Raw genomic sequence first — 23822 nt, forward strand, 5'->3', positions numbered from 1 at the left:
TTACATAAATTAAATAACCCTAATAACCTCCTACCAAATTAACAGATAGGAGGTTACTGCATTTCTAGAAACAAAATTAAACACCTTTATTAACACGACACAGATCTTTTCGATATTGTCTTACATCTACGATAATAAATTACATAGAATCTGTTGTCAAAATGGAAAAGAGTTCGATACTGACAAAACATATAAAAACAGGATTCTTTGAATTAGTTGCACCCTTTTTTACCTTTTTGTTAACAATTTCACAAAAATAATTATATACCTTCTCTTATTTTGCAATATATAAATTCCTTCTGATTTATACAACACAGCTATTCTTTGAATCAGGATTTAATGTTGGCTTGGAATAAAGTTTGATCAGAAATGTTTTGCAAATCCTTATTTAGTGAGCACCAAAAAAAGCCATTTTGAAAAAAGATGATATGCTCCCCATTAGGTAGACAGATAAAAAATAAAAATCTGTTTATCTAAGGGGAGTATTTTTTATGGCTCGAATGAAATATTCTAAAGCTGAAAAATTGGCTATTTTAACTCTTTATAAAGATGGTCATCATTCAATAGCTGACATAACTTCTACCTTTGTGCTTTTTTCCTTTGCACTTACTGTCTCTTCCTTTTCCTTTATTTGCAGAGAGAAAGTAGAGTCCGTTTTGGTCACCATTCTAACTGGAACTATTAATGAACATTCCTTTAAAAATGCATTTAAATTGCTGTACGGAATAATCACTCCATGTTTTTCCACATACGTTGCCACTTTGTAAATTGCACTGTCCTTACCATAACTTTTCATATACGGGATAGAACCAATAATAAGTAGCTCAGACTTCGTACGTGAAATGGCGACATTGATACGTGCGATGTCCGAAAAGAAATTTGTTCTATGCTTGGAACGAGTCATGCAATATAACACAATTTCCGCTTCTTCTCCTTGAAAGGCATCTACCGTATTGACAGCTATATTCCCATTATACGGATCTAATCCGTTCTCTAATAGCTTTTGCTGTAACAATCGTTTTTGTCCTTTATAAGGGGTAATAATCGCTATTTTCGTCATTGGCCAAATTTTTTCGTTTATCCTATGCAAAATGTCCGCTACTATTTCGGCTTCTCGTTCATTTACAGGAGATTTGCCCGCAATGACAGTTTCTTTATAGGCAGAATCGTTGCTCATTTCTATCAGATTTAAATGATTACCAAAAAAGGATAGTTCTTTTTGATAAGTACTTCCACCGTTTCGTAGCTGTCCATCGTAAAAAATTTCACTAATCATCGTCCCTATCACCGCGGGCATTCGATACTGGGTAGCTAGCAAGCCTTTGTTACTGTCCGGACAGTTCATATACAATTTCTCAAATAAACTTTTCTCAAAAAGCTCCTCTTTTACATATTCTTCATCTTCAATTTCGACTTTTTCCGAGTCAAATAAAGCGCTGTCTAGAGTAGGCGGTAGCTGGCGATGATCCCCTATTAAGATTAACTTCTTCGCTCGATTAATTGGAATTAGCAGCTCGGCTGGCAGTGCCTTCCCTGCCTCGTCAATTATAACTAAATCAAATTCTAAACGGTCTAGCCCAATCGATTTTTGTGCTAGCCCTACACAAGTTGCTCCTATAATCTTATTGCTTATTAAAATTAATTCCCCTAAATGAGGATTATACTCCCCATCCGCACTAACCTCGTCGTACCAACGGTTAAATAGTGGATCAGACCCATAGAGATGTTTTTTTTGCTCTAGCTCTTCCATATATTCCGCATATTTTTTCTCAAAGCTCACCGGATGAATGTGGGGGTCAATCTTGTCTGCCTTACCACAACGAATCATTGTTTCCGGTCCATAAATGTCTATTAAGTCTTTCATAACATTATCGACGGCAACATTTGCTTGGGATACGACAAGAACTCTGTCATTGGGATGCTTCGCTAAATATTGCAGGATGATTTCAATAATAACCGTAGTCTTCCCTGTTCCAGGAGGACCTTGAATCATATAAAATTCCTTCTCCTGCAAACTATTCCTTACAAGCTGATTCTGATTTGGATTCTCTTCAATATACCGATTATAAAAACTCGCCAAGTTAAATTCATTTTTAGACGATTCCACATTCAGCGAGTTTAACACATACGTTTTAATGTTCGAATTGCTAACTAATCCTTGTCGAAACGCATTAAGAGCATTCTTCTGCTGTATTTCTGGATATGGCATATTTTTTTCATATAAAAGAAGATCTATCTCTCCCTCTAGCCCGCAATCACCATAAATCGTAATGACTTCTCCTGTTTCATGAAAGCGCACGGTAAATGTTCCATCATTCGTTTCAATAAAATAATGACGAGGGCCTCTTCTTTCCTTTTCTAAAAACGCCCTTACCTCATTGATATTTTTTATGTTCCCGTAATAAATGGCTTGCTTTGTGATTTTATCTATCTCTTTAAAAGAAATGTTCTTAACCTGACATAATTGAGAGGGCCCCTTAAATTTATAGGTAATTAACCTATCGGTAATTTCCGCCCATTTATTAAAATACAGCATTCCTTCATGGCTTTCTTTAATGCTCTTTTGGTTTTTAAATTCATGAATCAGTAAGATGCAAAGCTGGTTTAACTCCTCAAATTGCGCCTCATCTGTAATCGGAAGTTCTTCTTCCAACGTTAAAAATAAATCAGTGTTGATCGCTACAAAAACATCATCTGGCTTGCACAAATATTCATTGGATAAAACATCTTCTAGCTTCAAATAGTTGTACGTTTTATACTGTTGCATGCTAGCTCGTAGCACTAAATTTGTTCCAAGCTGTAGCTTGATTTCTTTTAAATTTGAAAGGTCATTTTCATCAAACGGAGCAATTTTCCACTCATCCGTCTCGTTCCAATAATCATTCTTTTCCATCCATTCATTCAGCAAATTAATTAAATTCACTGGAATGGCGAGAGGAATACGTTGGAACTGTAATACGGATAAAGATTCCTGAAAGCGCTCTGTAACGATAATATCCCAGGTATCTTTTAGAAAATAATCCCAGACCGAAGGAAACACTCGTAATTTAGTACCTCGCGGCGGAAGTCGTAATGGATTTTCTAAGTTTTTTCTCGGCAACTTTAAATTTATGCCTTTAAAATCTAAAAAAATATCACTATGCTTTTTCGATTGATCATGTCGGGTAACCTTTGCCTCAAGCCCAATACTCGGCTGGAACAAAGCTAAATCTTTAAAAGCACCCTTTGCAATGGAGAGAACGTAAGAGTAATGCTCGAAATCATAATAATCCACAAAAAATGGGATTTCAGCATGCTCGTCGTACTCCTTCACCATGTCATAATCAGCACATGAATAATTCAATGTAAACTGGTCGTTAACATCGAAAATACCATTTTGTGTGACTTCCCCTTTTTTCATAAAAAGAACTTGTCCACGATAAGGGAACTGCTTTGGCAACAAGAACTCAAATGGCTCCGGTAAATCCCTTCCAGAACGTACACAATATGCTAAATGCTTTTCATATTTCTTTAAGTATTCTAAGTAGCTATTGATCTTCTGTAGTGATTCTTGAAGAGTAAATTCTAATTGCGTTAACGATTGCTTTCTCAGTAACGAGTAATGATGTCGCTTTTTAATTTCACGGATCCGACTGATAGCGGAACTAATTTCCTCCTTCACCAATTCTCTTCGATTTCGATGCTCGGATAATTGAGCCAAGATTGCTTTATGATATATTTCGCGAAATCTATGATTTTCATTTGTAAGTTCCGCAATTTCCTTGTCTAATTTCTCCTGCTCTTGCTTCGATAAAGAGTCAAACTCTTTTTGTTTACGGTCTAATAACGCTTGCAGCTGCTCCTGCTTTCTCGCAACGTAATCCTCGTAATCTCTTCGTATCCTACCTTGTTCCTGTTTCTCTTCCTCTGTTAATGTATCAAAAATAAAGGCGCCAATGGTTGCACCTATCCCTACTACTGCCAAACCTGCTGCAATTAACGGAATCACACTCTCACCTTCTCTCTACCAATAAGCTATTTTTTAACGGTCCAATTTCTGAATAGCCTCCATTAGCATTTTGCTTTCAAAAGAGTAATCTTCTCCTTTTTCCATCTTCAATCGAAAAGCGTCTTGCCACAATTCAATCGTTGACGTTTTACTTTTCCGCTTTTCACTTTCCTCCTCCAGATTTTTCATTTCAAGATTACCTTTATGATCTAGTTCTTTCAATTTCATTTCTCTTTCTGTAATGACATTCTCTCGTTCTAAGTTTGTTTCTCTTTCATGCTTGGAATCTTCATTTCTTAGAGCCTGAATTTGTTTGTCATTTTCACTTAAAATTTGAGCTGTTGTACTCTGTAACTCCGCAATTTTGTGCTTAGTTTCTATTTCTAGTCCTTTCGTTTTCTCTCGTTCTTGAAGCGTTTGTTGCCTCATGTTATATGCACCAGAAATACTTTCGACAACAGCAGGGGCCACTTCTACTACCTTTGATACAATATCCCCCGTACTCATACCTGCACCAACCGCCTTTGAATTAATATCAATAATTTCCATATCATCCACCTTAATAACTGACGAATGTTTATCTAGATTACCTTTTTTATGATTACTCATCATGTCTCACCTCTATATAAATTGTGTTCTTAACTCCGTATATTTTTGTAGACAGATTCGATGCTGCTCCTCCAATTCTAAAAACTGTTTATGATTCCCCGTATCCGATAGCTGCATTAACTTGTCATATAGGGCAAGAGTTTCTTTAATTGGGGCAATGGCTAGCTGTTGTAACTCCAATTGCTTTAGCCATTTCTCACTGTCTTGAACGTCCTTCTTTAGCCTAATCATCATCTCATTTCGTATTTTCTCAGCATTTAATTGGAGTGTCCGTCTCTTTTCATTCAATTCCTTCAACAGCTCTTCCACCATCAAATTAAATTCTGATTCAATTTGTTTTTCCTTTTCCTTTTCTTCCTCATCTACTAACTCTTTTTTTACGTTTACTTGTTTTTTAATTTCACTTGTCTGTTTTTTCGCTTCATTATATTTTAAACAGGCACAGCCCGCTTCAATTAAAGAAACAGCTGTATCAATAGCTAACAACGCTAAGTTCGTCTTGCTAATCGTTCTCTTTGTCGCAACTTTAAACAAGGCTGACGCCTGTCGTGAAAAGTTAAACGCTGATCGAGCCATGTTCTCACCCCATACTGAAAATATTTGCTGGATTTTCATTTACTTTTAAATAAAATTCCTCTTCTACCTCAAAGCCGAGCTCCCAATCCGTATTATCTACGTCTAAGCTTGTCAAATTCTCTAATACGATGGCAAAATCTCTTATTAAAATATCTTCTATTTTGTAATTAGGGAGTATCTCTACTTCGTTTCGAATATTCTTTTCCCTTCTATAACTAGGATCTAGAGCAGTGGTTAGTATACCTGAAACACAATCAAAATAAATTTCCATCGAAAGCTGATGTTGGATTCTCTGTTCCTCCTGGAATAGCTCTAGGAGATGGACTGCTTTATCACTAATCAACCCACCTTCAAACTGCTCCAATTTATCAAGTGTGCTTAACACATATCGATAAGGGTCTAATAACAAATTAGTAATACGCAATTTCCCTTTTTGCATTGGATACATAAACGGTAGCAACGAGTGGGTCTCCTCCATAATTGGCCTTTCTTCCCTTGGTACAAGTTGTTCTCCATCTACCTCATTTACCATACCACCATGAAGGATAAAAGGAACATGCTTAGTCTTAAAATGAATGAACACTTTTTTCTCTCTGTCCTTTTCAAATAACAGCTTCAGTGACACATCCAAAAGCGACTTTTCTTCTAGGGATAAAGGTGATAAATCAAAGTTCTCCAACAAAAATTCCTTTGAATTGGAAGGGTTTAAATTCCCATACAAATCCGGGATGATTCTTTGACTCAAAACAATCTCATTTGCACTAATCTCCTGTTTCTTAATGATATTTGCATTATTTGCAATAATCTCTCCTGAGACACAATTAATGAGAACTTGTTCCTTAAGATCATTAAAAGTTTCGACAGCCACAACCTTCCGATAAAATGAATTTCCCAATTCAGTTAGATTTAATGGTTGATCCAATTCCTCTACCAACCCAATTTTGGATAAGTAGCTTGCTTCATCATCAACAATGTTTAAAGGCATCCCGGTAATTTCAGCGATTTCTTGTTTAGAATAACCTTTTTCGATTCCGATCGCCCATATTAATATCTTTGAAAAAAAACCAATCTCTAATACTTCCTCCGAATGAATCGACATTTCTGCTTTCATGACAGGGCAAAATACAGACCTTGGATTTTTTAGCTTTACAGAGTAATTATATTGCACATGGTACCTCCCAAAATCAGTTATAGAATAGTATTCTTTAACTATATTCAAAAATCCTATCATTATAATAAATTATACATTAAAAGCAAGCTATTTTGTCTTTATAAGCCGACTTTAATTAACCAATAAATATCTAAATACATGAAATAGTACTGTTTTATTATAACTTAATTGTATTTCTTTTCTTTAGATAAACAAATACTCAATCACCATAAGATGCTACCATGTTTTTTTCTCTCGAGATCATCCCAATTTAACTGGGAATCACTTGGTATATAAGTTATAACTATATTGCGTATTCATTAACTTCTCTTTCTTCTAATATAAAAAACTGTATCGTACTATCCCTTTGGATATCTGATACAGTTTTTCGTTTAATCCACTCCTAATGCTTTAAAAACAGCATCCTCAGCTGATTGATAGAACATAATATTAAATTTAGCGAATAGTTCTGCTGGTACAGTTGGAATATCAATGGCTGCAGTCATTGGTAAAAGTATTTTCTTTGCACCACTATCAAAGCATACTTGCAGTACGTTTGCTAGCTCTTCTACCTTGTTTATTGTACCACTAATACTTATAGATCCTAATACAACCAATTGGCCCTGTACAGGTCGCCCCATTGCTCCGGAACACAATCCAATGAATGCTGCTAACGATAGTTCACTAGTTAAACCAACACCCTGCATATCTTGAATGTGCATTAAGTGATCTTTATTATTAACACTTATGGAACCACTAATGTTTTTGGCATTTGCTTTGAAGAAGCGGAAAGCTGTGTCTATGCTTTCTTTTGACTCACGTTCCCTACCTAGGCCTGTACGTTCAAACTTTCCACTACCACTTACAACTTCCGTTTCAAGTTTGTATACACCAATCATCCCTGATTTACTGCGCCCAATAGTATAAACATGACCAGGCTTACCCATACCTTCTGGAATTAAGTTACCCCCACCCTGTTCAGAAACGGAAACAAACTCTTCATTTAACGTTTCATTATCAATATAGGAGAAATGAACATCATAGAATTCCATGCCGCCGATTTTTTTTAACTGCTCTTTTACACGACGACGTCCTTCTAACGCATAGCGTAACACTTCTTCTACTTCCTCACGCGTATATTCTCCATGAGGGTACAATAGTTTCATAAAACCTGATACCGTTTTACGAACAGCAATTACGTCACGTTGATTTAGATTGTTCCCTAGTTTGAAATAGGTATCAATAACGTCTGTAAAGGAATGTTTCCGCATCTCTCTTAAATATTCTGCTAAGTAGTCTGTAATGAACCCATAATCATTTGTAAAGAACTCAGGGCGCATTTTTGGTACTTCCCATCCTGGTAAGTAATAATGCATACGATCGAAAAAGGCTGCATCATTTGCCATCGCATCCGGAAATGGATCAAATAAATGAGATGTTTTGAGTAATACGTCTACACTTTGATTAATATTTCCGACAAATACCATGGATGCACTTGCATTCTTTTCTTCACGACCACGCGCAAAAGAGCCGGATGCCATGAAATCCTTCATGATTTGAATACCATCTTTGTCTTTGAATGTGATACCAGCCACTTCGTCAAAAGCAACTGTGTCCCACATTCCAACAAGCCCAATTTGTTTACTTGCCATGTTATAGAAAAGGTTTGCTACGGTCGTTTGCCCACCGGATACTAAAATAGAGTTAGGTGAAATTTCTTTGTACACATGTGATTTACCTGTTCCACGTGGACCTAGTTCACATAAATTATAGTTGTTTTCCGCTAATGGAACTAAACGTAGCAGCATATGCCATTTCACTTTATCATCTAATTGGGTTGGTTCCATTCCTGTTGAACGAATTAATATATCAATCCATTCATCTTTCGTAAATTGTTTTCTTTGCTCCAATAAATCTACAAAGTCCATATTCGGCATTTGAATAGGATCTAAGCCTTCTATGGTAAATGGACTTACACCACGTACTTCTTCATCAAAATAGTACCCCATTTTTAAAATACACCAAATACCACCGGCAAGAAGTTTCTCATATTTACCAATATAATGAACACCTATTGGTACCCCTTTTAAACCTAGATTTGAAAATTCAGCTTCATAGACATCTCTTTTTTCATTTAGCCTAACACTTATTTTATCGATAATTGTATACTGGCCCATTTCACGAATTTTAGATTTAATCTTCTCCGCTTCATCAGGACGGACAAAATTATCGGAAAGAATCTTCTTAACTATCCCTACGCCGTCTTGAATACTATTTTCATCATCTGTGGCACAATACATCCCCAATAAGTATTCAAGTACATAAACAGGGACATTTGCCCCTGCTTTTATTTTCTTCGTTAAATCTTTACGAACAACTTTCCCACCAAAATAAGCATTTAACTTTTTATTCAAATCTTCCATCGCAACTTCTCCTCACCGCTAAAAGCCAAAATCGTTTGTAAACGTAATATCAATCGTAAATGGTATACGTTCAACGATATTTTCTACACTTTCTTCTTCATCCTCCATTACCAAGTAGTATCGCTTTGTCTTATCGTAACTTATACTCTTTAAGACGAATTTCTCTTTAAACATACGGTCTTCCGCGTCCTCTGAACGTTTATCTCCAATGATAATATTCTCGTTAGATACACGATCTCCTACTTCATCTGTAATGTATACTTTCAAACGAAGTGGGATTTTCTTATCTCCTACAGCCTCTGTTTGGAAGAAATCTAAGTATGTAATACTGTTTGTGATTTTACGTGTAATGCTCGTTAATTGCACGCCAACTTTTTTAATTTCATTTTTGCTATTTTTACTACGATCATTTTTAAATTTAATAAGTGGAACAACCACTTCTTGTAACATTGATCCACCATGAACATAATTCGCACCACTTCCTTGTTTCGGGAAGCGCTCTGCCCCTCGTGGAACGGTAACATAATAGCCGCAATCCGCACCTAAGACATAATCCATGGAGAAGGATAGTGTTCCCTGGGTATGTTCTGGCTGTTTTGATACTAAGAAACGACGTTTGTTTATGATTGGTTCTTGAGAATCATTTAACACTTTATCATGGTTTTCTAAGACGCTACGTTGGTATAAGAATCCGTGATCGGCTGTAATGTAAATTTGTGAGGCACTTACTTGGTTAACTAAATTATTTACCAATGCCAATAACTCTTTAAGCGCACTGTCCACTGCATCGAATACTTTACGTTCTGTAGCGCTCTGATCCCCATGAGCATCGATAGTATTATGGTAAATATAAATAACTTTTTTCCCTGTAAACATGTCACGATATTTTTGACGATTCCAATCTGCAATTTCTTCGTACGTTACTGCAATGGAATCACTCACATATTTATTTAAAACTGTGTTTCGATTTTCTGTACTAGAAGCTCTTAATCCATCAATGTGCACATCTTTACCTACTAACGCTAGCTCACGATGTGGTAATAGTGAGGCCATACCTAAATCCGTATAGGATGGTAACACACTTTGCATAGCGCTAATTTCTGTTGACCCTTTTCGATCCACATTTAACAAGTCACATAAGTCTTTAGCAGCTTCGTAACGTAATGCATCAGAAATAATAACAAAGACACGTTCATTCTTGTTAACGTGGTTACGAATGTAATTAGTATAGAATTGATGCTGTTGCTCAATACCATGTAATTCCCACTGATTAACACCATTGTTTTCTAACGCTTTAGACCATTGAAGAGCTAATTCATTTACATACCAATTTGTATACACATTCTCAATGACATCACGAACACTATATAAGGCTTGTACTTCTTTCGCTTTATCCAATGCAGCATAAAACTTACGGTAGCACTTATCAATGAAATGGTACTCATTATAATAGGTTTTAAACATATCTTCTGCTTCACTATAAGCGATAGTTTGTTCTAGGTCTTTTACCTTCTGTAAAAGCTGTATTGCCCAATATAAAGCTCCCAGTTCATATCGATACTCATTGTACCAATAAGACTTACGACGCTGATTTATCATCCCTTTGTAGCTCTCATAATCTTGAAGGTCCTCTGCTAGATAAGAAGCTAACGTATCAATTAAGACTACATCAAAGATTCTAAACGTATCGCAGGCTGCATAATCTTTCAGTTCCCATTCACTCATGTATTTGTTAACATCAATTTTCTTAGCTACTTCATCGGAAAGAGCTGTATAGGCTTCACGCTTATTCATAAAATGGTCCATAAACACAACGCTATTAGTTAAATTGCTTGCTACAAAAGGCTTCCATGTTGCTGGAATATTCCCTTTTAAACTTTCAGCAACATCTGTAATACAGAAGAAGGTGAATAACCCTTGTAGTGACTTATCAGAATGAACGTATCCGAATACCTTCTCAACTAACGTCCAAAAGGCTTCTACATCACCAAACTTCACAATGTTATCCCAATACTTATTACTTTCATTACGCTCTTCTTCAAATAAAACTTTTAACACTTCTTCTAGACTTACATATGTCCGTTTACATAGTGCTGAAAGGATTGCAATTGTAACTGTCTGCTCATTAAATTCTTCTAATTTGTAACTAGCAAATAGATTGTATCGTTCTTTATTATTAAAGAACTTAGTATACTTCTTAAACAACTCCCGTAAACCATCATTATCAACGCCTAAATCACGCATAATAACAGTCACTTTGTCTGTCGCAAACTCAAAACTATACTTGTATACATCTAATAACCAATCTTCACGTGACGCTGGCTTTGCCATATTTCCATAAATTAAAAAATGTGAAGCTTTATCATTTTTCTCTAGTTCATATTTCGTGGCAAATAAATTATTGGGTGTTACTTCCCAAATTCGTATACCATCTAATTCCAAGTTATGGATGTCACCCTTAAATTCTCCAGCCTCATCATACCAAAATACAATATGACGATGCTTTCCATCATTCAAAGGACGTTCATACATATCCATTAATGTACGTTGTATTTCTTTTAAATTCATAATTATTTACTCCTTTAAAAAATGAGTTAGTCAACAAAGGACTAACTCATTTTTAAATTATACTACAACTTAATGTTAGCCAATAAATTCGCCTTCAATGGCTTCTTCCCTTCACCTTGAGGCACTTCTATGTTTTGGAATTTCATGTAATTGACTTTTACACCATCATCTAAATCAATGCCAATACGTTGGTTTGCAACGTGAGCAATAACTTGATCATACTCAATACATTCTAATAATTGCTTTTGTAATTTCTCTTTCTTCTTCTTCGCTTCGGTTTTCTCACGAGAACTTCCATCACCGTCAATAATCATATCTTGACGATTCATCTCCGCTTCATACTTACGCTGTAACGTATGTAAGTAATCAGTACGAACTTGTGCTATGGTGCTCACATCATAACGATGCATATAGATTAGTGCCTTAAATCCATCCTGCTTTCCGCTATCAAATAGCCAATAAATAGGGCGTTTTTGTCCTAATAAGTTTTGATACATTTGACAATGATCTTTAAAGAACTCTTTTAAGAAATAACGACGAATTGTTTGACGAGACGTTTCATTCCCTTTTCTAACAAGCGCTTCTGCAATATACTCTAAATTTTCTTCCAGTGTAGCTTCACCAAAAAGAACACTTAAAAACTTAATAAATCGACTAACTATATCATCTTCAAAATATTCATCATCCGTTATAGGTATAACGTTATCTAAATCTACGTTAAAAATATTATAATCATTAGAGACAAAATCTCCTCCCGCAAACACTATTCCTTCTTTATCTAACGAGAAGCGTCCCAGCATACAACCAACAGAATATGAAATAAACGATTTTACATCCTTTTGAATATTTGCCAACCTAAGTGTTATATCTTCCTTATCTACAATTGGTTTCAATTCATCCGTTAATCCGTAAATGTCAATAAACAACTTGTTAATTGTACTCTCATTCTCTTGTACTTCATTAAATCTTTCATATGCATAATTACTCCATCTTTGGCCAATAGATTGCAATCTTCTATCTTCTGATAAGAATTTAACAAAGGGGTGTGTTTTAAAATCCCATGACAACTCATAATCATCCCATTCTTCTTTAGAAAGTATGATATTTCTTTCACCCAAATTTTTTATTTCTTCAACAACTTTTTTATCGTCAGGTATCTTAATTGGTAAATTTGATACATTTCCTACCTGAAAATTTAATGTAGGATTTAATACTTGCAAGAAATTATAAGTTAAATTAGTAGTTAAAAATGCTAATAAGTATACAATTAAATCACTTGATGCAAAAGCAGATGGCCCAGCGTCCCCCATTATAAAGCCCTTACCATGATATCTAATTCCAAATTTAGAAGATGAAATTCTAGACCACGTTAAACCCTCTTCAAAATATTTATGCGGATTTTTCATTTGGCCTTTTTCAAAAGCTCTTATTTCTTGTCCATCATTATAGAAATTAACAACATAATCATTGTTACCATACCATTTTCTGTACGCTCCTCCTTTGTTATAAGGAAACCACTTGAGCATGCTATTTTGAGCTTCTAATCTACTTTCCATACCAAAACCAATCTTAGTGATATTAACTTCATACCAAAGTTTTAAGAAATATTCATCATTGTGTGAAGCTACACCGATTACAGGTGTATCAATATCCACTAATTTTTTATTTTCAGCAAATATTTCCTGAACCTTTGAGGTCGCCCAATATGCAATTGGAACACCTTCTATTTTAGAAAAATCATCCTGTTTCCCCTTATAAACTCCAAATCCGCTAAAAAACCACCGTTTTTTTTGTTCCAAAGAATCTACGTTTCCCTGTTTTTCAAATAATCTTCTATACACACCATTAAAACTATCAATATTCTTATTTTTCAATACAAAAGCAACTGTGCCAAAATCCGATCCGAAGACCCCTCTTCCGAAATGTAGCATATTTATTATTGTTGATTCTGCTAGTAACTTTTCTCTGAATTTCTTATAAGTAGATAAAAACATCCAAGATGGAATATTTAGCATAGATATAAAACCTTCTTCACTACAATACCCCATACATTTTTCCATAAACATCGTACTAAAATCATTTTTCGTATTAGGATAATTCTTTTTTGCAAAATTCGACAGAACAGGCGTCATTCCTTTACTACCCATATAAGGAGGGTTTGTGAAAACCGCCTCAAACTTACTACTCATTATCTTCCCTTGTTTTATCAATGCAGGAACTCTATCTAAAATTAAATCTCTATACTCTAATAAAAACATATCCCCAACGTTTTCATCTTTCACTATCTCTGTTACTCGTTTTTCAATCGACTCAAAATCAATCGCTCCTATATTAAGAATAGCCCCATAATCTTTTGCATCTTGGAACACATCAATTAAATATTCCACATCAGCACGTCGACCAGCTTTTTCCATCTCTAATCCGTTTTCATTAATTAAGTACTCAATTGCACCTTTAGGAATTCTGTTACTCTCTTGAATAGCAACCAAATTATGCTCTAGTTTATGTCTAAAAATACGACGGTTATAACTGCGCGCTTTCATCATAACCGCAAAATAAGCTAGCTGTGCTGCTCGGTCATCAATATCTAAGCCGTATATATTTTTTTCAATAATATGTTTAGGAATATCACGTTCGGAATAACCTGCTTCTTTGTATATTTGATATAGCATATCAAAAGCGTATACAAGTATATGTCCAGATCCCATACATGGATCAAGAACTTTAATCTCTTCTGGACTTAATTCCTTGTTTTTTATTTTCTCTAGTTGTTCTTGCACCTCTGGTTCTTGTTCAGCTTCTTCTAAATAATACTTCCACTGTTGTTTTAATTCTTCATTTGGATGTGATTCTAACCATAATCGACCCAATGAGTTTTCCACCATATATTTTACAATCCATTTTGGTGTAAACAGCTGTGTTGCTGCTGGAATGTTTTCTTTTGTAATCTTTTTATTTTTCTTTAAGTCAGCAAATACTTCATCTTTTTTCTCAGAAATATAATACTGATACAACCATCCGATAATCTCTACTTGCTCTTTCCAATCATCCTCAGGAACCATTGTTACTAAGTCACGTAATACAGAACCTTCTTGTAATAACTTATCTGGAAGTAGTAGTTCTGTATAATCCTCAATTTGTTCAAACATATCTGGCAAAATCTCGTTCAACTTGTTGCATTGTTTTACTAATATGTATTTGAATAGCTCTTCCGTATTGTTCGCATCTTGTAATTCATATACAAGGTTAATGTCTAACTCTAAATCTTCAGCGTATGTTGTCACTTGAGAAACGACATCTGGTTCTACTTTCCCTTCTTGTGCAGAAGACAATACTCGAACTCCAATTGGTAAGTATTCATTAACTTCCATGAAACGAATAGCAATCAGTCTGTTGAACCACGTATATGCCACTTCTTCAACAACTTGCTCGTATCCCTTTTCACGGATTTTTACAACTAATTTGTTATAGTGTTTCTTTTGATACTCCTTGAATGTACGCTCCCCAATACGAAACCCACCTTGGTACATTTCCGGCTCAACAATTTCTTTTTCTGTAATCCCTAACCCATATGCTTTTTGTTTTACGTTTTCTATTAACTTTGTCCGCGCTGTGGTAGCAAATTTTTTAATTGCAGTTTTATCCATCGTTATACCATCCTTTAAGTTATTAAGAATGAGAGGACTGTGCCTCCCGTCTTCTTAAATTAATTTAATAATCGTGTCTTCATTCCACTCATTTTCAAGTTTTTGACGAATAAGCTCCACTACATCTTCAATATCTTCTTTTGTTTTAATTTCTTTTGTTTCCGGAAGAAGATTCTGCATCGATACATTTTTGGTTTTCTTTACTTTGACCGTTGGTGTACTACCTGTTTTTGATGGAGTATCCACTATTGGTGGAACAACAACTGATGGTTTCATTCTTTCTATTTCAGTTGAAATTTCGTTGAAAAACACTGTTTTAATACGGTCGCTCTCCACTTTCATTGAAATAACATCCGCAAATTCATTAGCACAATCTAAGCGAGTTAGTAAACCTGTAAACGCTTCTTGAACACGTCCCCATAACTTATCTTTAAATTCATATTTATTTAACTCTTCTTTTACTTTTTCAAAATCCGATTTAATAACGGAACGAACCGGTTCAGATTCTTTCTCCAGTAATTCAACATACTTGTCATTAAATTTCGTTACTAAGTTAGGTAATTTATGAATATCTGAGTAGGGCTCAGCTTTTTTCAAGATACTTTTGATATCATTAATAACTTTAATTGCTTCTTGGTCTGTTACATACGTTTGACTTTTATCAAATAAATCAATTTTACTTGCCGCGTCGTCATACACCTTACGTTGATCTTTAAAGAAATCTTTAATAACCCCAACATCTTCCCCGTAATCAAGGAAGTCTTCTTCCATTTCTTTTACCTTGTTGTAGAAAGTTGTTGCATCTTTAACAGATATAATTACCTTAAACAATTCTATTCCATCTTCAAGTACTTTTTGTCCTGGATAATAACGACGTGAATAATTTGTCAATAGTAGTTCAATTGCACTCTTTTCATCACGAGATAACTCTTTAAATTTATTCATAATTCCATCTTCATCATTAGGTAATGATGAAATACCAAAGACATCTTTTGCAACGTTTTTTACTTTTGTAATTAACACTGGTGGTGTCATAATACGTTTGTTTACACGTACACGATCAACGAAATCCCGTTTTGTTAAATAATTCAGCATATTTTTATCTGTTAAGGCTATTGTCTCACTTGAAAGCTCTACACGAATGTCTTGTGCCTTTAATAGCTTAATAATAATGCCTACAATATCAATTTCATTCCACCCAAAGGGCTCTTTACTGAACTGAGTCGTAATCATTTTTACTGTTAGTTGTTGCTTACGTTCAAAAGCACGTGTAATAAAAGCATTTACATCTTGATGAGCTAATATATTAGGCTCATCTTTAGAGACGTCTAACGACATTTGAACACTACTGTTATCCAGTAACAGTTGTAAATCACGAGTATTATCAATGAACTCTTTAATGTGATTTAGATTACTGTAAAGAGAATCAATTAAAATCTTAAATCCGTCATTTATTTTCTCTCCTGGATTTCTATCCTTCCACGGAAGCAATGTACCATTCACATAAATATTAGATGAACGAATTGCTTCCGTCACTTGTGTTTTCAAGCGACCTTTACGCTCAGATACTTCACGACTTTTTCGCGTCTTAATGTCTTCAATTGTTTGAGAAGAAACAGAACCACCTTTTTGTTTTAAGTAGGCATGTATTTTCATAATTTCTTCCATCTCTTCTAAATATGATGTGTCATCTGGAAGATGGACAATTACATTTTTTTCACGAGTAGACATAGCGCGTAGCTCGGATGTGTTTAAATCCGTACCATTATCATAGTATGGAGTTAAAATTTTCAATCCAATTTCGTTATTTTGTGTACCACGAGTACGATCATCAATAATAGAATTAAACGGGAAATTGTAGCGTTTTGAATAACGATATTTTTTGTCTGCATAAATTTCTTCAAAGATTACTTCGCCAATTTTTTGAATTAGTTCCCCAGAATCGATACTCATGTTTTTAATTTCACGGTTTACATCTTGTTCGTCATTTGTTAAGAAGATGTAATCATCACCATTCTTCTGTACCAACGTTTCTTTTACAAGTCGAGTCAATGACTTTTCAAGTTCTTTCTTTAGTTCAATTTTATCTTGATCAACATGACGTACCATTAAGGTCGCAATATTTTCTAAGTTAGAAGGTAGTTCTTTTACATATTTAATTAGGAATAACAATTTTAATACTTGTATGTCTTCTGTGTTCAAACGCTCGTTGTTTTCAGCATGGATAATCACTGCACGAATACTGCTGTCTAAGAATGACTCTACCGTATCAAAGAAAGATGCTGCCGGAATTAATGCTCCCGCTTCTGTATTAGCGTATTTCACTGCTGTTTCTTGGAATGCAGCAAGTAATGAACGTTCTCCCTCAGATAAACTCTTCCCAGAAGCACCATGAGTACGAATACCATTAAAGACATGTTGTAATAAATTGAATTGGTATGGTAAAAATGGATAAATATCAACAAAATCTTCTTCATCTTTGTACATTTTCATTTCAGCAGTGTTTGTTGAGAATGTAATTAAGTTCTTTAAAATAGAGCTTTTCTGCTTGTAGAGTAACGTTAATGTTTCTTTTGCCACATCATTCTTCTCTAGAATACGTTTTTTAATAACTTCATCTACATTGGCACTGGACAGGCTTAAACGTGTATTAAAACGTCCAGTTACGCGTGAGAAGTCATTTCCTTTTACTTTTGTAACAGAATCAATGTCTTGTTGACTTGTTACAATTACCCATACTTTTCCTCCGCATTGAACACCCAACTGCTCAACAACTGTTTGTAAATTAAGCATTAATTGTGAGTTATCGCCGATATATTGGCCGATTTCATCCACAAGGAAAATAACATGATGATTTCTACCTTTACTTTCTACATATTCACGAACTTTTTGAGCAAAGCGTTCTACGCTCAATGAATAATTTTCTTCTGCTTTGTTGTACCAATTACGAGCGGATTCCTCGCTCATTTTTGTTGTAGCAGCTAATGCCCCAACAACAGAGTCTTCTTCATAATAAATATCGTAACGTGCTTCTTCCCAAGTTACACCAGACAACTCTTTGAATTTGGCTTTAAAGTTGGTATAGGTATCATCCTTCACCATTTGGCGCTCTAATTCTGCTACCCATGGAATCGAGCCACAAAATCCTTGCATCTCATTAAATACTTTATTAAATACCTTTACAATGGCATCTTTTTGGTTCTTTGAATCAGACTCACTCTTTGCATCAACATTGAATAAGACTACATCCGTTGTAACATCACTCGCTTGTTTCATATTAGCAAGAACCATTGGATCATTTATTTTTTCACGGAAGAAGTCTATTGCTTTCTTCATTTCATTATCAATCATAACCGCTTTGTTATCTAACAAATATGAAAGGATTTTTAAAAAATGCGATTTACCTGATCCGAAGAACCCTGAAATCCATACGCCCATATTATCCGTATGACCAGTAATACCTTTTTGATATGATACGTAGAAGTCTCGTATGTGACGTAATAACTCATTTGTTACGACATATTCATCTAGTTCTTGTGCAACGTTCTCTTCATTTGCTTGTCCAACTTTAATTACCCCTTTAATATCTCGATTTATATCTTTAACAAACATTTCTCTTAGTAACATAAGATTCATCTCTCCCCCAAAAATTTCACTATCTATCAATTAGTTGAAAAGCACGATAGTAGTTGTCGTCCTTAATTTCGTTAAATAATTTTAATTCTTGACCATCATATTTTCCAGGGAAAAACATAATGACAGGAACTGTATCTACTGCGCTATGTAAATTGTTTAATATGGTGTGGGAACGAATAATAGGGAACGCTTTCCCTATGCCAGTTAGGAAAACAATATCATTTGGCTCAATTTTTTCAGAAATATACTTCACAACCAAATCGCTTGATAAAGTTAAACGTAATGCTTTCTTTGTTGCATTCAGTACAAATTCACTACCGCGTTTTTCTTCCATCTCAAAATTCTTTTGTAAGTAGCCTTTTTCAGCTAATATCTCTAATACAATTTCATATAAATCAAATTCACGAATGTACACAGATGAATTGCTCGTGTTAATACGTTCTTTTAAGTACTTAATCTGTAATCGAATAAGCATTTCATCTTGTGGATCATAATCAAAGATATAATAGCCTATTTCATTTCCTAACCCTTTACTCTCACGGAAATTAGAGCTTGTTATCTTTTCACGAATCATATCTAAGCGCTGTTGAATACTTCTCATACCGTCTCACCTACCAATAAAGTGACAAATGCACCGTCGCCAATTTCTTTTAAATGTTGTTTTACATCATAACTCAAGAAAGGGACATTGATGGCACGTTCTCCTTTTTGATTTTTGAGGATACCAACCTCAAATAAGATGCGAATAAATACTTGCTGCAACTTATAAAAGGTGTAATCCTTCCATCCCGATACTACGTCTGACTGTTCTCGTTTGCACAGGAAGAAAATATTAAAATCCTTATCTGCTAACAAGAAATCCCTTAGCATGTATTTATCTTTTATTACTTCGTCCATGAACTCGTAGAAGAGACGGTCTGTCTTTATGATGGTATACAGTACAATTAACTTACTTGTTTCTACATCACCAAAAACAAGTTGTTTCATCAAAAATTCATCTAGAACTTGAAGCCTACTAGACACTATTGATGCAAACTCCTTTTTTCTACTTTCTGTTTTCACTTGATAGATATTTTCTTCAAGTATTAATTTTTTCACTTGTTCTAACATATTCCCTTCTACAACAAGGGTTGCAGCCTTTTTCATTTCTAAATAAAGCAATGGTCTTGCTTTAATTGTTGTGCTATATCTTAAATTTTCCATCATTATACTCATTCCTTCGGGCCACTTTTTATATCATAAGACTATCTTATCATTTCATCTACCTATATTGAACACATCAGAATAATTTATATTTTCGAACAGATTGATAATGACTGAACAAAATACCACACTTGTTGCATAGGTTTCTTATACGACCCCTTCTTTATATTTCCCTATAGTATCATCTAGATACTCAATCATTCAAAAAGAGCTAAATAAAAGCCCTTAAGAGAAAGCTTTGTTTTGAAAATAATACAATTCATTAAAGACCCTTTGTTCCTTGTAGTGTAACTAACTCAATTTGATTATTTGAGCGTCTGAATTTTAATTGATATATCTCTTAAATCGATCCTTCTAAATTTCATATCAATCACTATTTATTTTTATATATAAACATCCCTATATTCAGTTTTTACAAATTTTACCATCTCATTCTCAAGAATATTGATAAGTAACATAAGAATTTTTCTAATATAAATTCAGTGTTCATGGAGGGTTTTAAGCATACTTTATTCTAAAGCAACCGTAGTACGTCACTTACTTATTTAAATATACTTAATATACAAAAAGAGCCTTTGTATAAAAGCTCTTTTTCACCCTATTGAAATTCGCTTTTTTCATTCATCATAAATAATATATAAGTAGTTCTAGATATAATTTCTCTTTTATGATTAGCAATCTCAGACTAAAAACTAGTTATCTAAAATGCTGTTATACTCTTCTATTTGCTATCTTGTGCCTGATTATCGACAAAGCTCATTTTCCAACTAAAAAATTCATTCTCAGGATTTTTTTCATATCTCAATATCGCATCAAATTTATTTCCCTTTTTACTTGTTAAACCTTTAACTAACGCTTCTCCATCTTTTAACAACTTCTTAACCATTGTTTTCGTTGGCTTTTTCTTCATGGTTGCTAAAAATTTATCATTTTTCCAAACAACAAACTTGCACCCATTCTTCCAATCTGAACACCCAAAACCTTTTTGTCCTTCCACAATGGCGTTCGAACAAATTGGACACTTCCCCAAAACCTCTACCTCTTTCGGTTCTCTCGTAACATGGTGTAAGATAACATCTTGATCATTTTTAATCATTTCTACTGATTTTCTTGTAAAATCAAAGATAAAGTTTAAAAAGACACTTCGACTCACTTTCTTTTTTTCCATGTCCGACAGGGCTTTTTCTAGTTTACCCGTAAACTCCAAGTCAAACAACTCTTTCACAGGAAATGTTTCTACAATTTTTCGACCTAACTCACTACATAATAAGCTTTTATCTTTTGAAAAAATATAACCTATATCCTTCAATTTCTTAATTGTTTCCGCTCTAGTAGCTGGAGTCCCTATACTAAAACCACTTAACACAGCTTCTTCTTCATCATAGTTTTTCCCACAAGTCTCCATTACACGTAATAAAGTTTTCTCAGTATGATGCTTTGGCGGCTTTGTGACATGGGAAGTAACATCTGCATTTGTAATTTCCAGATTCTCTTTAAATTCCACAAATGGTAACATCTTGTCTTTGGATTCAATTTTCTCTACTTTACGCCAGCCTTCAACAATTTGAACACGACCTTTTGCAATAAACACACCTTTTATTGAGGAATCACTAATTTTAATTTGAATACGTGTTTCTTCATGCTCTGCTACAGGCATAAATTGCATGATAAAACGATTCTTGACTGCTGTATATACAATTTGCTCGTCACTTGTTAATGATTTAGGAAGCAAATACGTAGGCATGATAGCACTATGACTTTCAACTTTTGCATTATTGAATACTCGTTTTGTTTTAACAAAAGAGATTTCATCTTCGTACGGTAATCCTTTTTTTACTGCTTCTAAAACTTTGGCTGCTCGTCCGACTAAACTTTCCTCTAAAGCTGTACTTCCTGTACGGGGATAAGTAATATATTTTTTCTCATATAAAGACTGAGCTACTTTTAATACTTTATCTGATGTCCAGCCTTTATACTTACTTGTAACATATCCTTGTAAATTAGATAAATTAAATAGAAAAGGAGGATATTCTCTTTTCTGTTCAACCTGTTTATCTATAACTTCTCCTGAAGAACGTTGCAATATATTATATATTTCATCTAAAGTAGCCTTATTTTTAAACTTCTCCTCTTGCTCCTCCAGATAAGTTGCTTCAAATTCTTCTTCCCTTTGTGTTTTAAATGTAGCAACTAACTTGTAATAGTTCTCCGGTACAAACGTTTCGATTTCTTTATCTCGATCATAAATGATTTTCAAGGTAGGCAGTAAAACGCGCCCAATATTTAACGCTTGCCCTGTTCCTTTTTGATACTTAAGTGTAGCAACAGAAGTTAAATTTATTCCAATCGCCCAATCTGCCCATTGTCTACTTACTCCCGCATCTTGCAACGGACGTAAATCCGAGTTTGGTCTAATTTGTTTTAACCCTGCATTTACCTCATCTGGTGTCCATTCATTCAATAATAGACGATAGACTTGTTTCGGTGCTTTTATATTATAAATGACACTATCACCAATTACTTGCCCCTCACGGTCATAATCACATGCCGAAATAATAGAATCAACATCTTCTCTAAAAAGTAAAGAACGGATTATATTTAGCTGTTTTTTCGCACCACTATCAGCCTTATCTCTATCTTTCGGGCTGCTTTTTACTTTATATTGAAACTTCTCTGGAATAAAAGGAAAATTATCCATTTGCCATTTAGCCATTTTTTCATCATAGTCTTTTGCATCATATAATTGAAGCAAATGACCAAATGCCCAAGTAACAATATAATTATTTCCCTCGTAATACCCATCATTTCTTTTTTTAATCTTTAATGCATCAGCAATGTTTTTAGCTACGGAAGGTTTCTCTGCTATAATTACTGCCTTCAAAATGAATCCCTCCTAAATAATATAAGTAATTAAATTTAAAAAATTGGCATTGCTTCTACAGCATCTGTCAATTCATCAAAAGAATTCTTTAAATATCTCGTTGTAGTGGAAATATGACTATGACCTGCTAAACGACGAACTTTCTCTATATCGTTATTGGTTGCCTTTAACATCCATTTACAAAAAGTATGCCTAAACATATGAGGTGTTAATTTTTTATCTGATGTACTGTAATTTTCAATCATAGCCTGGATTCCACGAATTGAAAATTTTTCAGATCGTTGACTATAAAAAACATATGGTGATTGGTTAACTATCTCTTTGTCCTTTGCTATCTTATTTCTGAATTGAAGCCAGTCAAATACTTCATTATAAAGAAAGTTTGACATTGGTATGGTTCTTACCTTAGTCCCCTTTCCAATTACCCTAAGCTTTTTTAAATCTAAATCTATATCTGTAATCTTTAAACTTGATAACTCTTCCACACGTAATCCTGCATAAGTGAGGATATAAATAATAGCTCTATCTCTCCGATACTTTTCTTCAGGATTTACTCCTCTAGTCTTTACAGGATACTTCCTCATTCGCTCCAATAAGGCTTCAAACTCTTTCTCTGTCAGCCACATGATCTTTTCATATTCTTCATCTGCTACTTTTAAATCTTTAATATCTATCATAGGATTTACTTTGATATACTGTTCTCTTTCAGCCCAACTAAAATAACTCCTGAGAGTATTTAAACGACGATTTATCGTACTTACGGACAATGCTTTACCTTCTCGAGGATTTAACATAGCTCTTATCCATTTTTTAATATCATTACTTATTACATAACTATCTGGATTTAATCTCATTTCTTGAAAGAAAATTTGCAAATCGTTGATATAGGATAGTAATGTATTCTGAGATTTTCCTTTATCAATTAAATACTTACGATATTTATGTAGCATCTTCCCACCTTCTTATATTATATGTTGAGTTATAAGTAAACAAATTTATAAAAACAAGTAATTCCCTATACATTATACGACGAGTTTAAATGCAATATCAATAGAAACTCAACGCATAATGTATATTATGTGTTGTGTTATTAACTAATAAGAAATAACTCTATTTTCACGGAAAATATTCTAATTAAAAT

Annotated in this window: 12 protein-coding genes; all 12 read right to left on the minus strand. The window is 34.2% G+C overall.

Translation table 11 applies throughout. The features are described 5' to 3' along the window. Positions 1–556: 556 nt before the first annotated feature. The 12 genes from IQ781_RS06215 to IQ781_RS06270 all read right to left on the minus strand — a co-directional run bounded on the left by IQ781_RS06215 (position 557) and on the right by IQ781_RS06270 (position 23631). Positions 557–3988, minus strand: a complete 3432-nt coding sequence (locus IQ781_RS06215; RefSeq protein ID WP_242808258.1) for an AAA domain-containing protein — start codon at positions 3986–3988, stop codon at positions 557–559. A gap of 33 nt (positions 3989–4021) precedes the next feature. Then, entirely contained in the window at positions 4022–4597 is a 576-nt protein-coding gene (locus tag IQ781_RS06220; protein ID WP_242808259.1) for a hypothetical protein, read from the minus strand. Positions 4598–4609: 12 nt separating this feature from the next. Beyond that, positions 4610–5173, minus strand: coding sequence for a hypothetical protein (locus IQ781_RS06225; RefSeq protein WP_242808260.1), 564 nt, complete (start codon positions 5171–5173; stop codon positions 4610–4612). Between the two features lie 4 nt (positions 5174–5177). Then, positions 5178–6341 carry a hypothetical protein gene (locus IQ781_RS06230; protein ID WP_242808261.1) on the minus strand — a complete coding sequence of 388 codons (1164 nt, stop codon included), beginning with the start codon at positions 6339–6341 and terminating at the stop codon, positions 5178–5180. A gap of 374 nt (positions 6342–6715) precedes the next feature. Continuing rightward, the gene (gene brxL, locus IQ781_RS06235) at positions 6716–8746 is read right to left on the minus strand and encodes a protease Lon-related BREX system protein BrxL (RefSeq protein ID WP_242808262.1); all 2031 of its coding nucleotides are present in this window, start codon (positions 8744–8746) and stop codon (positions 6716–6718) included. An 18-nt stretch (positions 8747–8764) separates the two neighbouring features. Next, positions 8765–11314, minus strand: coding sequence for a BREX-1 system phosphatase PglZ type A (gene pglZ / locus IQ781_RS06240; RefSeq protein WP_242808263.1), 2550 nt, complete (start codon positions 11312–11314; stop codon positions 8765–8767). A gap of 62 nt (positions 11315–11376) precedes the next feature. Continuing rightward, positions 11377–14961: a BREX-1 system adenine-specific DNA-methyltransferase PglX gene (gene pglX / locus IQ781_RS06245; protein ID WP_242808264.1), complete on the minus strand. Its 3585-nt coding sequence runs from the start codon at positions 14959–14961 to the stop codon at positions 11377–11379. Between the two features lie 54 nt (positions 14962–15015). Then, positions 15016–18597, minus strand: a complete 3582-nt coding sequence (brxC, locus tag IQ781_RS06250; protein ID WP_242808265.1) for a BREX system P-loop protein BrxC — start codon at positions 18595–18597, stop codon at positions 15016–15018. Between the two features lie 19 nt (positions 18598–18616). Then, a complete protein-coding gene (locus IQ781_RS06255; RefSeq protein WP_034638123.1) occupies positions 18617–19198 on the minus strand; it encodes a DUF1788 domain-containing protein in 582 nt (193 codons plus the stop codon). Next, positions 19195–19812: a DUF1819 family protein gene (locus IQ781_RS06260; RefSeq protein ID WP_242808266.1), complete on the minus strand. Its 618-nt coding sequence runs from the start codon at positions 19810–19812 to the stop codon at positions 19195–19197. The genes IQ781_RS06255 and IQ781_RS06260 overlap by 4 nt, the downstream gene beginning before the upstream one ends. A 709-nt stretch (positions 19813–20521) precedes the next feature. Further along, a complete protein-coding gene (locus tag IQ781_RS06265) occupies positions 20522–22681 on the minus strand; it encodes a type IA DNA topoisomerase (protein WP_242808267.1) in 2160 nt (719 codons plus the stop codon). Between the two features lie 35 nt (positions 22682–22716). After that, on the minus strand, positions 22717–23631 hold the full coding sequence (locus IQ781_RS06270) for a tyrosine-type recombinase/integrase (RefSeq protein ID WP_242808268.1): 915 nt from the start codon (positions 23629–23631) through the stop codon (positions 22717–22719). Positions 23632–23822 lie beyond the last annotated feature (191 nt).

Origin of the sequence: Bacillus sp. N447-1 (assembly GCF_022701035.1) — a bacterium.
GTDB lineage: Bacteria > Bacillota > Bacilli > Bacillales > Bacillaceae_G > Bacillus_A > Bacillus_A cereus.

Coding starts and splice junctions, on each gene's coding strand:
- IQ781_RS06260 (WP_242808266.1), bottom strand. CDS start 19,812: ATGAGTATAATGATGGAAAATTTAAGATATAGCACAACAATTAAAGCA.
- pglZ (WP_242808263.1), bottom strand. CDS start 11,314: ATGAATTTAAAAGAAATACAACGTACATTAATGGATATGTATGAACGT.
- brxC (WP_242808265.1), bottom strand. CDS start 18,597: ATGAATCTTATGTTACTAAGAGAAATGTTTGTTAAAGATATAAATCGA.
- IQ781_RS06255 (WP_034638123.1), bottom strand. CDS start 19,198: ATGAGAAGTATTCAACAGCGCTTAGATATGATTCGTGAAAAGATAACA.
- IQ781_RS06220 (WP_242808259.1), bottom strand. CDS start 4,597: ATGAGTAATCATAAAAAAGGTAATCTAGATAAACATTCGTCAGTTATT.
- IQ781_RS06225 (WP_242808260.1), bottom strand. CDS start 5,173: ATGGCTCGATCAGCGTTTAACTTTTCACGACAGGCGTCAGCCTTGTTT.
- pglX (WP_242808264.1), bottom strand. CDS start 14,961: ATGGATAAAACTGCAATTAAAAAATTTGCTACCACAGCGCGGACAAAG.
- IQ781_RS06270 (WP_242808268.1), bottom strand. CDS start 23,631: ATGCTACATAAATATCGTAAGTATTTAATTGATAAAGGAAAATCTCAG.
- brxL (WP_242808262.1), bottom strand. CDS start 8,746: ATGGAAGATTTGAATAAAAAGTTAAATGCTTATTTTGGTGGGAAAGTT.